12 protein-coding genes are annotated in these 11,838 nt (G+C 65.9%); 7 read left to right on the top strand and 5 right to left on the bottom strand.

The window, feature by feature from the left end; translation table 11 throughout:
* Positions 1–300, top strand: a 300-nt coding sequence (locus AKL29_RS35640; RefSeq protein ID WP_210168338.1) for a hypothetical protein, incomplete at its 5' end; no start/stop codon positions are given.
* A gap of 8 nt (positions 301–308) precedes the next feature.
* Here AKL29_RS35640 and AKL29_RS35635 read toward each other — a convergent pair.
* Positions 309–1,751: a helix-turn-helix domain-containing protein gene (locus AKL29_RS35635; protein WP_050387380.1), complete on the bottom strand. Its 1,443-nt coding sequence runs from the start codon at positions 1,749–1,751 to the stop codon at positions 309–311.
* A gap of 428 nt (positions 1,752–2,179) precedes the next feature.
* Here AKL29_RS35635 and AKL29_RS35630 point away from each other — a divergent pair, with 428 nt between their 5' ends.
* From AKL29_RS35630 to AKL29_RS43095, 3 genes are all read left to right on the top strand, one after another.
* Positions 2,180–2,389 carry a DUF4170 domain-containing protein gene (locus AKL29_RS35630; RefSeq protein ID WP_016839740.1) on the top strand — a complete coding sequence of 70 codons (210 nt, stop codon included), beginning with the start codon at positions 2,180–2,182 and terminating at the stop codon, positions 2,387–2,389.
* 312 nt (positions 2,390–2,701) lie between these two features.
* Positions 2,702–3,274, top strand: a complete 573-nt coding sequence (locus AKL29_RS35625) for a hypothetical protein (protein WP_050387379.1) — start codon at positions 2,702–2,704, stop codon at positions 3,272–3,274.
* 21 nt (positions 3,275–3,295) lie between these two features.
* Positions 3,296–4,036, top strand: a complete 741-nt coding sequence (locus tag AKL29_RS43095) for a glycine-rich domain-containing protein (RefSeq protein WP_050387378.1) — start codon at positions 3,296–3,298, stop codon at positions 4,034–4,036.
* Here AKL29_RS43095 and AKL29_RS35615 read toward each other — a convergent pair.
* Complete coding sequence (locus AKL29_RS35615) at positions 4,033–4,920, bottom strand: metallophosphoesterase family protein (RefSeq protein ID WP_050387575.1); 888 nt, start codon at positions 4,918–4,920, stop codon at positions 4,033–4,035. The two genes, AKL29_RS43095 and AKL29_RS35615, sit on opposite strands and share 4 nt — an antisense overlap.
* A gap of 148 nt (positions 4,921–5,068) precedes the next feature.
* On the opposite strand from AKL29_RS35615, the gene AKL29_RS35610 reads away from it, so the two are divergent.
* The 3 genes from AKL29_RS35610 to AKL29_RS35600 all read left to right on the top strand — a co-directional run bounded on the left by AKL29_RS35610 (position 5,069) and on the right by AKL29_RS35600 (position 6,540).
* Entirely contained in the window at positions 5,069–5,557 is a 489-nt protein-coding gene (locus AKL29_RS35610; protein WP_028333199.1) for an NUDIX domain-containing protein, read from the top strand.
* Positions 5,558–5,596: 39 nt separating this feature from the next.
* Entirely contained in the window at positions 5,597–6,109 is a 513-nt protein-coding gene (locus AKL29_RS35605) for a GNAT family N-acetyltransferase (RefSeq protein WP_050387376.1), read from the top strand.
* A gap of 113 nt (positions 6,110–6,222) precedes the next feature.
* The gene (locus tag AKL29_RS35600) at positions 6,223–6,540 is read left to right on the top strand and encodes an EthD family reductase (protein WP_016839733.1); all 318 of its coding nucleotides are present in this window, start codon (positions 6,223–6,225) and stop codon (positions 6,538–6,540) included.
* Positions 6,541–6,710: 170 nt separating this feature from the next.
* On the opposite strand, the gene AKL29_RS35595 is transcribed toward AKL29_RS35600, so the two are convergent.
* The 3 genes from AKL29_RS35595 to AKL29_RS35585 form a co-directional block, all read right to left on the bottom strand.
* A complete protein-coding gene (locus AKL29_RS35595; protein ID WP_050387375.1) occupies positions 6,711–9,077 on the bottom strand; it encodes a TonB-dependent receptor in 2,367 nt (788 codons plus the stop codon).
* 111 nt (positions 9,078–9,188) lie between these two features.
* Complete coding sequence (locus tag AKL29_RS35590) at positions 9,189–9,611, bottom strand: DUF2946 family protein (RefSeq protein ID WP_050387374.1); 423 nt, start codon at positions 9,609–9,611, stop codon at positions 9,189–9,191.
* A 163-nt stretch (positions 9,612–9,774) separates the two neighbouring features.
* Positions 9,775–11,838, bottom strand: a complete 2,064-nt coding sequence (locus tag AKL29_RS35585; protein WP_050387373.1) for a hypothetical protein — start codon at positions 11,836–11,838, stop codon at positions 9,775–9,777.

The following is an 11,838-nucleotide window of genomic DNA, read 5'->3' as shown; positions in this document are numbered from 1 at the left end:
ATGGGTCCCTGCTTTCGCAGGGACGACGCATGGGGGAACACCATGGCCAAACGACAAACCGGACGTTCGCGGCGCGCTTTCATCGGTGCCGCTATGGCAGGACTTCCCGCGACACTTCTGCTGCGAACCGCCGCGGCCTTCGACAAGATGACCAAACCGCAGGCGGAATATCGGGACACGCCGAACGGCATCTACTCCTGCGGAATGTGCACGCTGTTTGTCGCGCCCGATGGCTGCAAGGTGGTCGGGGGCGCGATCAGCAAGGACGGCTGGTGCAAGGCCTTTGCCGCGGTGGATTGATCCTGAGCTCACAACTCCCGCGCATTCGAGAACGCGAACGAGGACACGCGCCGCGTGGTCTCGTCCAGGATCAGGGTGCGCGTGATCGGCGGCTCGGCGCGCTGGCTGCAATTCTCGCGCTCGCAAAGCCGGCAGTTGACGCCGATCGGGGTGCCCTCGACCTTTTCCAGATCCATGCCAGTGGCATAGACGAGCTTGGCCGCATGCCGGATCTCGCAGCCGAGCCCGATCGCGAAGCGCGGCTGCGGCTGCGGGTAGGGCGCCACCGGCCGGCGCACCATCTGCGCGATCGAGAAGTAGCGCGTGCCGTCCGGCAATTCGATCACCTGGCTGAGCAGGCGATCCGGCATGTCGAAGGTCGAATGCACGTTCCAGAGCGGGCAGGTGCCGCCGAACTTGGAGAACGGGAAGGTGCCGGAGGAAAATCGCTTCGACACGTTGCCGGCATTGTCGACGCGCAGCAGGAAGAACGGCACGCCGCGCGCGTTCGGCCGTTGCAGCGTGGTGAGGCGGTGGCAGACCTGCTCGAAGCCGGCGTTGAAACGCTGCGCCAGTACATGGACGTCGTAGCTCAAGGCTTCGGCTGCGGAATGAAACGCCTGATAGGGCATCATCGCGGCGGCTGCGAAATAATTGGCGAGCGTGATGCGGTAGAGCCGGCGCGCGGTGTCGTCGAGCGGACCGGCGCGGCTGACGATGGCGTCAATCGCGGCGCCGCACTCAACAAAGCCGATCTGCAGCGCAAGCTGGAAGCTGCGGCCGGAGCTGTCGACGAGTTCGGAGATCAAGAGCTGCCGGCGGTGCCGATCGAAACGGCGCAGCGTCTCGCGCATCACGTCGACCGGCATCACGCGGGTCAGAATCGAATGTTTTTCGCGCAAGCGCGTGGTCAGCGCCGTGAACAGGTCTTCGGTCGGCACGTTGAGCTCGTCGCGCAAATTCTCCGCGGCGGTCTCGAGCTCCGGAAAATAGTTGCGGTTGGCCTCGATCAGGTCGCGCACCCGCTCGATCGGGTTGGCGTCGAATTGCGAGCCTTCGCGGTCGGCCATCTGCGCCGCCACCAGCGTCTCGCCGCGGCGCGCCTCGGTGTAGGCAGCGTAGAGCCGCTGCAGCGCGTGCGTCACGCCGGGGCAGAGCTCGGCGAGGTCGCGCAGCTCCTGCTTCGGCAGGTCGATCTGGCGGAACAGGGGATCGGAGAAGATTTCGTTGAGTTCCGCGAAGAAGCGATCCTCGTCGGCGGTGGCGAGGTCGCGCAAATCGAGGTCGTAGGTCTCGGCCAGCCGCAGCAGGATCTGCGCCGTCACCGGGCGCTGGTTGCGCTCGATCAGATTGATGTAGGAGGGCGAGATGCCGAGCCCCTCGGCGATCTGGGTCTGCGACAGCCCCAATTGCTGGCGGATCCGCCGGAAGCGCGGACCGACGAACAGCTTCTTGCCGGATTCACCGGGCACGGGTTGGTCTCGATTGTCGCAGCAAATTCTGACCGCCTCGCCCCGCGCGCGGGGAGAGGCCGGATCGCATCGCCAGATGCGATCCGGGTGAGGGGGACTCTCCGCGAGTCTCGCTGCGGAGACATCCCCCCACCTCAACCCTCTTCCCGTAAGAACGGGGAGAGGGAGAAGAAAAACCGGCGGGCATGGCAGGCTTCCTGACCTATGTTGTGACAATATTTACAAATCGACATTTATTACAAGTTCAGATGTTACATGACATCACCAATAAAAAACAAGGCATCTGTACGAACTTCGCGTTTTCGCGTTTATCTCCTGACACGCAATTCGCAATGCGCTGTCAAGAATGTCGATGCGGCGAACAGTTGCGGGAATCAAGGTGCAGGCGGCTGGGCAAAGGCAGCCCGATTTTTTGAAGGAGACTGACGATGAGCAAGGGCAGTAATTTCTGGGTGATCGGCGGCGAGTTCGGGTCGATGAACTTCCACAAGCTCGTCGAAGGCTCGGCCCAGGTCCGCGGTCCGTTCAAGACCCGCAAGGAAGCCGAAGAGTGCTGGAAGGAAGTCTCGGAAGAGAGCCGCCACAAGGCCGGCGTGCGCTTCTCCATCGTCGAGGAGCCGTCACGGGTTTCGGCCTGAGCGAGCGTGATCCGGAAAAGTGGGAACCGGTTTTCCCTCGCGACAAACGCAATCGTTTGCGCGGAGATGATGCTCAAACAAGAGATGACGTCGCGATACGCGATCGCATCGTGAGGCAGCTAAGAAAACGTCCAAGGACGGCGGCCCCATCCGGTTTCATCCGGGTGGGGTCGACCGCTTTTGGGACAGCGTCAGGCCCTTGATCTGGGGATAAGTGGCGGCCTAAGTGCTTGGGAACCAACGCCCTTTGCGGACATCTTGGTTGCTGATAGGTTAATGCGCAGGAAACCCGTCACCACGAGGCCGCAAGGCATGTCCGATCCGCACAACACCGGCAGCGAGGCGCGCGAGATGCGGCCGACGCTGCGAGAGGCGCTGCGGCGGGCGCGGATCGAGGCGGCCGATCGCACCGGTGTTGTCGTCGAACTGCGCGACGCCGAGGTGGCGCGGCTCGAGATCCTCAACGATGCGCTCGATCCGCTGTTCGCGCAGGTGCCGGACAAGGTCGATCTGTTCGACCTCGGCATCAGCCAGGGCGAGACGCCGCGGCTGTGGATCGACGTCGTCGCCCATGTGCTGATGGGGCGCGACAAGCGGATCTACCGCTTCGTGCAGGACACGAGGTTCGGCCGCATCGTGCTCGCCGAATCGCATGACGTGGCCGCGATCGTCGATGCCGTCACCGACTATGTCGCGCGCCGCCTGATCGAGCGCGAGCATGCGATGGTGGCAACGCCGCTTCCGGTTGCCGAGCCGCCGGCGCGGCCGCCCGTCCCGGTGGCGCCGAAGCGCCGTGGCGGGATCGGCATGTTCGTGTTCGGCTTCGTCATGGGCGCGCTCGCGCTGTTCGGTCTCGCGCTGTTTGCGAGCTTGCAAAACTTCTAGCCGCTCGAGGGGCGGGGCATCGTGGTCATAACACCCGCCTCGGCATTTTTCGGCGTCCTCGCGGCCGCCGCGGTGGTCGGCAGCGCCGTGCTGTTCGGCAAGTGGCAGACGTTGCGGCGTGCCGAATACATCCGCACCTTTCACTGGCCGGCGGGCCTGTTGGCGCGGCTCGAGAAGCGTCACCCCGGCTTCACCCGCAAGGACAGCGCGCTGGTCTCGCGCGGCCTGCGGCAGTTCTTCCTCGCCTATCTGATGAGCGGCAGGCGTTACGTCTCGATGCCGTCGCAGGCGGCCGACGACCTCTGGCACGAATTCATTCTCTACACCCGCGAATACGATGCGTTCTGCCGCCGCGCCTTCGGCGGCTTCCTGCATCACACCCCCGCGGTCGTCCTGGTGAAGGAGCGGCGCAGGAGCAATGAGGGCCTGCGGCGGGTCTGGTGGTACTGCTGCAAATACGAGAACATCGATCCGGTCAGGCCGACACGGCTGCCGCTGCTGTTCGCGCTCGACGCCAAGCTGAACATCGCGAACGGCTTCATCTACCACACCGACTGCGAGGCGCTGCGCCGCAGCGGCATCGGTGGCAGCAGTCCCTATTGCGGCGGCGATTTCTCCGACTCCTCGATCGACGGATCGTCAGCCGGCTTCGGCGATGCCGGCAGCGACGGGAGCAGTGGCAGCGATGGCGGTGACGGCGCCGGCGATGGTGGCGGCGGTGACAGCGGCGGCGGGTGTGGCGGTGGCGGGGGCGGCGATTAGGACAGTCGTACTTGCTTCAATTCGCGAATGCCGGCGTGATCGCCGAGCCCGCGCACGGTCTGCTCGCAGCGCCAGCCATTGCCGTCACGCTCGATCGTGAACAAATTGTAGGCCGCCGCCGGATAGTGCTTGCGCGCCAGCGCCGATGCCGACGGCACGCCGATCGCCGGGATCTTCCGCTCCGGGCCGTCGAACCACATCGTCGAATGGATGTGGTCGTGACCATGCAGCACCAACTCGACGCCGTGGCGCCTGAGCAGCGCCAGCAGCTGATGCGAATCGGTGAGGCGCTTGGCGCGGCCGTCGGAGTGCAGCGGGTGATGCACCAGGAGGACGCGGAAGGCGTTCTCCCGCGACAGCTGCGCGAGGATCGCGTCAAGCGCATCGAGCTGGGGATGGCCGAGCCAGCCGGTCGCCATCAGCGGCGGGGTCGGCACCGCCGAGGAGACGCCGATCAGTGCCAGCGGCCCGCGGCGGCGCACGAACGGAAAATGCGCTGTCGCGCCGTCAGCGTCGCCGCGCAGATAGTCGCCGAAGTGACTGACGAAGCGATGCCGGGTCGCGCGCACATAGGCGTCGTGGTTGCCGGGGACCACGGTGACGTCGGCAGGTGAACCCACGCCCTCCAGCCATTGCCGGGCCGGATTGAACTCGGCATCCAGCGCCAGATTGACCAGGTCACCGGTCACGGCGACATGGTCCGGCTGCTGCGCCTGCATGTCCGACACCAGCGCGTCGAGCACGTCGCGGCGGTGATATTTGTGACGGTTGCGCGTCCAGTTCAGGTAGCCGAAGGCGCGCTTGCCGGCGAGATCGCGCAGCCGCGCCGCCGGCAGCGGCGGCAAATGCGGGTCCGACAGATGCGCGAGGCGGAACGCCGCCATCATGCGATTCCCTTCGGATTGTCCGCGAAAAGTGGCCGGCAGCCGGTCATGTCGTGCTATCCCGAACGTCCTGCCCTGTATTGGCAAGAGCCGCGCAGGCGCGCAAGGATCAATGCACGGATCAAAGCACCATGATGTCGAGGGTTCAGTGACGGTCCTGCTCGATTTACGCAAGCGCTACGAGCCGCAGATCAGATGGGTGTTTCATTTCTACTGGCGGCTGGTCCGCAGCATGACGCTCGGGGTCCGTGCCGTCGTGCTCGATGCCGACAACAGGGTGTTCCTGGTCAAGCACAGCTACGTCCACGGCTGGTATCTGCCGGGCGGCGGGGTCGAGGTCGGCGAAAGCTTTATCGAGTCGCTGCGGCGCGAATTGGAGGAGGAGGGGCGGATCGAGCTCAAGGGCGAGCCGGCGCTGCACGGCATCTTCCACAACAGCCACGTCTCGCCGCGCGATCATGTCGCGGTCTACGTCGTCAGGAACTATCGGCAGGACCGCCTGCCGGAGCCGAATCGCGAGATCGTGGCCTGCGGCTTCTTCGATCCGGCTGATCTGCCTGACGAGACCACCCCCGGCACGCGGCTGCGGATCGCGGAGGTGCTCGAGGGCAAGCCGCCGACGGCGACATGGCGGTGATGGACCGCGCCCGCGCCAGATGCTATCCCGCGCCCCACAATGACCGAATTGTCCCTGACCATCCTGCCCGAGACCCCGAAAGACGCCCAGGCGATCGAGCGGCTGCACGAGCGCACCTTCGGGCCCGGGCGCTTCGTGCTCAGCGCCTACCGGCTGCGCGAGCATGTCGACCATCTGCTCGATGTCTCCTTCACGGCGCGGATCGGCACGCTGCTGGTCGGCTCGGTGCGCCAGCTGCCGGTCACGATCGGCGATACGCCGGCCCTGATGCTTGGGCCGTTGACGGTCGAGCCGCCGTTCCGCAGCCGCGGCGTCGGCCGTGCGCTCCTCGAGCGTGCGATCAACGACGCCCGCGCCAAGGGTCACCGGCTGATCGTGCTGGTCGGCGACGAGCCGTATTATGCGCGGGTCGGCTTCAAGCCGGTCCCGAAGGGACGCATGACCATGCCCGGCCCGGTCGATTACAGTCGCCTGCTTGTCATGGAACTGGTCGACGGCGCGTTCGAGGGCGTATCCGGGCCGATCCAGCCGGACTGGAGCAAGGCGATCTGACATCCGCGCGAGCGGTGCCGGAACGGTTGCGCACCATCGGAAACTGAAGCACAGTTGAGGCAAGCGCCGGGACAAGACCGGCGCATGTCATATCAACAGGGAGAGTGTGCGCCATGATCAAGGTCAGTGTGATGTATCCGAATAATCCAGGCGCACGCTTTGATCACGACTATTATCGCGACAAGCACATGCCGCTGGTGAAGGCGCGGCTGGGCGACGCATGCAAATACTACACCGTCGACAAGGGCCTCGCCGGCGGCGCCCCGGGGCAACCCGCAACCTATGTCGGAATGTGCCACATCTTCTGTGACTCGGTTGAGGCCTTTGCCGCCGGCATGGGCAAGCACGCCCAAGAGATCATGGGGGACATCCCGAACTACACCGATCTGCAGCCGGTGATCCAGATCAGCGAAGTCGTCGTCGGCCACTGATCGAGCAGGTTACGCGGCTCCCCTCAGAGACGCTGGTTGCCCGGATGGGGCGAAGCGAAATCCGGGATCAGTCTCATCGCGGGAGCAATCTCCCGGATTGCGCTGCGCTCCATCCGGGCTACGCGATCGCAAAATCCCTCTGCCGCTGGCGGCAGAGGGATACGCTTGGCTCAGAACTTCAGATTGGCGAACGCCCGCACGCCGAGGCCCGGCATCAGCACCTCGTCCTTGGTATAGGAAACGGAGTTGCGGATGTTCTGGTTGAGCAGATTGTTGCCGGCCAGACCGAGCGTCATCTCGCGCGCGCCGATCCATGACGAATTCAGCTTGGTGTTGTAGGTGATCTCCGCGTTGAGGAGATTGTAGCCCGCGGTCGGGGTCTCGCCGATGACGGCGATGTCGTTCTGCGCAAAGGCGTGCACCAGATTGATGCGGGTCAGCCAGTTGCTGTCGCGCCAATAGAAGCCGCCGCCAAGCCGCACCGGTGGAATTCGCGGCACATTGGTGCCGTCGGTGAAGGTGGCGCGCACCACGTCGAACTGGTTCTCGATGCCCCAGATGCCGCCGTTGAGCGGGCCGATGTCGAACTGGCTCTGGAATTCGGCGCCGCGGAAGATCGCGTCGCGCTGCGAATAAACCGCCTGCCGCGCCTCATTGTTGGGGTCGCCATTGCCGCAGGAGTCGAAATCGTCGCCGCACATCACCCCGGTCAGGCGGCGATAGATGAAGTTGCTGAAGCGGGTGTAGTAGGCGGTGGCCTCGAAGCGGAACGGTCCGGTCGCCTTGCGCAGGCCGATCTCGACCGATTTCGCGGTCTCGATGGTCAGGTTCGGATTGCCGATGTCGAAGGTCGCGGTTGCATCATGCGCGCCGCGCGAGAACAGCTCCGCGGGCTTCGGCGCGCGTTCGACATATTGCGCGGTGACGCTGCCGACGAGATCGCCGGGCAGGTTCTGCAGTAGCCCGATGCTGCCGCTGACCGGCGTGTAGGAAGGATTGCGTGCGATCGAGCTCTGCGGTGCGCCGTCAGGCAGATAGTCCGCCGGGAAATTCGGCATCGATCCGTGCAGGTCGACATGCTCGATGCGGCCGGCGATTTGCGCCTTGGTCGAATCCGTGAACTTGAACTCGTTGAACACGTAACCCGCGACGCGGTTGTTGTTGTTCGGACTCCACAGGCCGTTGAACAGCGAGTCTGGATCGTCCGGGCTCGGCGCGGTCAGCTCCTGATGCCCGGCCTGCACGCCGAACGCGGTCGTCACCGCGGCGAAACGCGCGTTGAACGGCATCATCTGCACCTCGACGCGGGCTTCCTGCTCCTTGTTGGTGAAGGTCTGCCGCACGCCGTCGCTGAACGGGTCGGTCGGATCGGCAAGGCCGAGCTCGTTGTGGCGATAGTCGGTCGCGCCGACCCAGAACCGCACCGCATCGATTGCAGCAGTATCGGGCCGGTACTCGCCCTTGACGGCGATCTTGGTCTGGTGCGCGTCGATCCGGGTCTGGTGATCGGCGCCGTCGGTGCCGGGGATGTGGTAGAGCGAGTCGTTCTGGGTGATCGCCGCGCCGATATAGCCGCCCTGGAAGAAATAGGAGGCGCCGACCGACGCGCCGTCCGACTGCGTCGCGGAGTTCGGCTGGCGGCCGTTGAATGGCTGGCCGGGCACAAATAAATAGGGATAGCTCGGGATGCTGTAGTCGCTGGTGGTGCGGCCATAGGCGTCGGCATGCACGGCGACATTGTTGCCGCCGGCGTCCAGCAGCATGCCGCCCTCGACGCCGCGGTTGACCGAGCTCACCGAGGTGCGGGTCTCGACATTGAGGCAACCCGGCGCACCGCCGTCGGCCAGCGGCGCCTTCACCGGCAATCCGTAGCTCTGGAACGGCGCCGCCGCGCAGGTCGGCATCGCATCGGGAATCCGGTTGTTGGTGGCGCTGACGACGCCGCCGATCGAGGTCGAGCCGTAGCGCAGCGCGGCCGGGCCGCGCACCACTTCGATCTGGTTGGTCGAGAGCGGATCAATCGGGACGAAATGATCCTCGCCGAGATCCGACACGCCGCCGCCGCCGAGACCGTTTTCGACGATGCCGACGCGATTGACGTCGAGGCCGCGGATGATCGGCCGGCTCGACGCGCCGGGCGCGAAGCTCGAACCGGTGATGCCGGGCTTGGAGAACAGAAGATCGCCGAGCGTGGCGCTGCCGGAGCGCCGCAGTTCCTCGTTGGGTATCACGGTGACGGTGGCGAACTGATCGGTCACCACGGGCAGCACGCCCTGCTGCGGTGCCGGCGCCGGTGCCGCAGGCGCCGGTTGCACGGCCGCGGCGCGTTCGCGGTTGCGGCTCGGCGCGGACCGGGCAACATGGCTCGGCGTGCGCGTTGGCGCGGTCCGGTGCCGTTGGATCGGGCTCGGTGCCGTCACGGTGATGTCAGGGAGTTGCGTCGGCGTGTCGTCGGCCAGCGCATTGTGGCTCATCGCGCCCAGCAATAGCCAGCTCACGCTCCCGATGTGGAGTGCTCGTTTCTTCTGAAGTGTCATTGTCCCGATCCAGGCCCGTCGAAATGACGGATCGATTCCGATTTGCCCCGCTGGCGCAGGCCGCGAATGTGACGCGGCCGTCCGCTCAGGGCGTGCAGCAATCAGTCGATGTCAGGACAGGGGAGGTGCGCGGGAGTGGAAGGCCGCCGGCGCCGATTTCAGATGGGCGAATTCGGCATTGGTGGTGCGGAACAGAAGCTCGATGGCTTCCGGCAGCAACAGCACCGGCGGCGCCGTGAACAGCATGCTGCTCGCGAGCGAGATGACGGCGCAGATCGCGCAATTGTCGGCCGGATGCCGGTCGTTGTCGGGATTGGCGGGCTGTGGCGTCCCGGTCACCTGGACGGCGAGGTCCGGCGTCGCCGAGGTCCCGATATAGGCGAGATCGACCAGCGACAGCCCGGTCTGGACTGCGGGCGCCGCTTGCGCAGCCGCGATCGGATGGAAATGCCCGAATGACAGCAAGAACTGGACGGCGAGCGCGAACAGCGCCAGCCGCGAGCCAGTCTTGATGTGTTGCCGGAACCACTTCATGCCGATAACGCCCGCCCAATCGGGAGCGCATCAACACCCCAGCGCTCCGATGTTACATTATAACATCGGATGGCTTGCGCGATGTCAACCAGCGTTCAGACAAACCGTGTCGATGCGTTGCCTGTGTGTGTTTGACGCAACGCCGACGCGAGCCCGGCCGGGCTCAGCGTCCCTCGCGCAGCCATGTTGCCGCGAATGCGCCGAGCAACAGCAGCAGGCCGACCAGGCCGGCGAACATCGGCAGCACGCCGACACCCTTCACGACGCTGGCGTCGCGCATCTTGACGCCGAGCCAGCCGTCGCCGCGGAAGATCGAGGAGGAACGCACCGGCACGACGCGCGGCATGTCGAGGCTCGAACCGTCGACGATGCGCCGGGCGTCGCCGCCGGTTGCCTGCGCCAGCGGCTTCAGCATGTCGGTGGTCGAGGTGACCTCCGAGAATTCCTTCGGGTTGGTCGGGCCGACATTGATCAGCGCCTTCAGCGTGCCGTCGGTGGCCTGCCACAGGCCGAGCTCGTTGGCGGGCAGCGTCGCGCGCCACTCGCCGGGATCGCCGGCGGTGAGCGTCAGTTCGCGCGTGGTGCCGCTCGGCGACGTCACGGTGACCGGCGAGACGGTGTCGGCCATGGTCTGGCGCACCACCATGAGATCCTTGCCCTGCACCTGCATGCGCAGCGCCTCTTCGTCGAGGTCGGGCTGCTTCATCAGCCAGTGCGATACCCGCCGCAACAAATCGAGATGCGGGCCGCCGCCCTCGTAGCCGCGCGCCCACAGCCAGATGTGGTCGGAGAGCAGCAGCGCGACGCGGCCTTCGCCGAAGCGCGACAGTAGCAGCAGCGGCTTGCCGTCGGCGCCGGTCATGACCGGCGGATTGATCGCGTTGCGGGTATCGACGGTGCGGAAGAACCGGCTCCAATGCGGCGGCTCGGCATTCGAGCCTTCCAGCCCGCGCGTCACCGGATGACGCTTACCGGCATCGCTTAAGTGCGCGTAGAACGGCTTCTCGGTCACGCCGACCGGTTCGGCCGGCAGCACCGAGTCCAGCGGCGTGCGCCAGATGCTGGTGGTCGAGGCGTAGTCGGGACCCGCGGACACCAGCACCGCGCCGCCGGCGCGGACATAGCGCGCGATGTTGTCGAAATAGGCGATCGGCAGCACGCCCTGGCGGGCGTAGCGGTCGAAGATGATCAACTGGAATTCGTTGATCTTCTGCTGGAACAGCTCGCGGGTCGGAAACGCGATCAGCGACAGCTCGTTGATCGGCGTGCCGTCCTGCTTCTCCGGCGGACGCAGAATGGTGAAGTGCACGAGATCGACGCTGGGGTCGGACTTCAACAGGTTGCGCCAGGTGCGTTCGCCGGAATGCGGCTCGCCGGACACCAGCAGCACGCGCAGCTTGTCGCGGACGCCGTCGATCGCGACCACGGCGCGGTTGTTGACCGGTGTCAGCTCGTTCTCGAGCGGCGAGGCCTCGATCTCGACGATGTTGGGTCCGGCGTGCTTGATGTCGATGTCGACGCTCGAGGTCTGACCGCTGGTCAGCGTGCGCTCGTTGATCACTTCGCCGTCGCGGCGGATCGTGACCTTGGCGCGCTCGCCGGTGACGCCCTGGTCGTCGAGCCGGAAGGTGATGGTCTGGGTCTGGCCGACGATGCCGAAGCGCGGCGCGGCTGTGATCGCGATGCGGCGGTCGCGCTCGTCCTTGCGGCCGGTGATCAGCCCGTGGACCGGCGCCTGGAAGCCGAGCGCCTGGGCGTTGGCGGGAATGTCGTGCACGCGGCCATCGGTGATCATGAAGGCGCCGGCGACGCGCTCGACCGGAACGTCCGATAGCGCCGACGTCAGCGCGCCGAACAGTTTCGTGCCATCGGTCTCGCCATCGGCCTGACCGGCCTCGACGACGCGAACCTCGAGGCCCTTGATCTGCTTCAGGCTGTCGACCAGCGCCTGCCGCGCCTTGTCGGTCTCCTGGTTGCGCGTGCCGAAGTTCTGGCTCGGGCTCTTGTCGACCACGACGGCAGCGACCGAGGACAGCGGCTCGCGGTCCTCGCGGGTGAAGGAGGGATTGGCTAGTGCCAGCAGGATCAGCGCCAGCGCCGCGACCCGGACCGCGGCGCCCCGCGCGCGCGACACCAGGAGCAGCACGGCGATGACGACGATCGCGCCGAGCGCGAGCCACAGCACGATCGAAGGAACCAGCGGTGTGAACGCGATACCGTAGTTCAT

The organism is Bradyrhizobium pachyrhizi (genome assembly GCF_001189245.1).
GTDB classification, from domain to species: domain Bacteria; phylum Pseudomonadota; class Alphaproteobacteria; order Rhizobiales; family Xanthobacteraceae; genus Bradyrhizobium; species Bradyrhizobium pachyrhizi.
Note: the sequence above shows the minus strand (reverse complement) of the source record. Positions and strands in the feature narration are given on the sequence as shown.

What these genes read in the sequence shown, in the direction of transcription:
- AKL29_RS35630 (WP_016839740.1), top strand. Translation starts at nt 2,180, where the DNA reads ATGAGCAAGGGCAGTAATTTCTGGGTGATCGGCGGCGAGTTCGGGTCG.
- AKL29_RS35625 (WP_050387379.1), top strand. Translation starts at nt 2,702, where the DNA reads ATGTCCGATCCGCACAACACCGGCAGCGAGGCGCGCGAGATGCGGCCG.
- AKL29_RS35615 (WP_050387575.1), bottom strand. Translation starts at nt 4,920, where the DNA reads ATGGCGGCGTTCCGCCTCGCGCATCTGTCGGACCCGCATTTGCCGCCG.
- AKL29_RS35605 (WP_050387376.1), top strand. Translation starts at nt 5,597, where the DNA reads ATGACCGAATTGTCCCTGACCATCCTGCCCGAGACCCCGAAAGACGCC.
- AKL29_RS35600 (WP_016839733.1), top strand. Translation starts at nt 6,223, where the DNA reads ATGATCAAGGTCAGTGTGATGTATCCGAATAATCCAGGCGCACGCTTT.
- AKL29_RS35595 (WP_050387375.1), bottom strand. Translation starts at nt 9,077, where the DNA reads ATGACACTTCAGAAGAAACGAGCACTCCACATCGGGAGCGTGAGCTGG.
- AKL29_RS35590 (WP_050387374.1), bottom strand. Translation starts at nt 9,611, where the DNA reads ATGAAGTGGTTCCGGCAACACATCAAGACTGGCTCGCGGCTGGCGCTG.
- AKL29_RS35585 (WP_050387373.1), bottom strand. Translation starts at nt 11,838, where the DNA reads ATGAACTACGGTATCGCGTTCACACCGCTGGTTCCTTCGATCGTGCTG.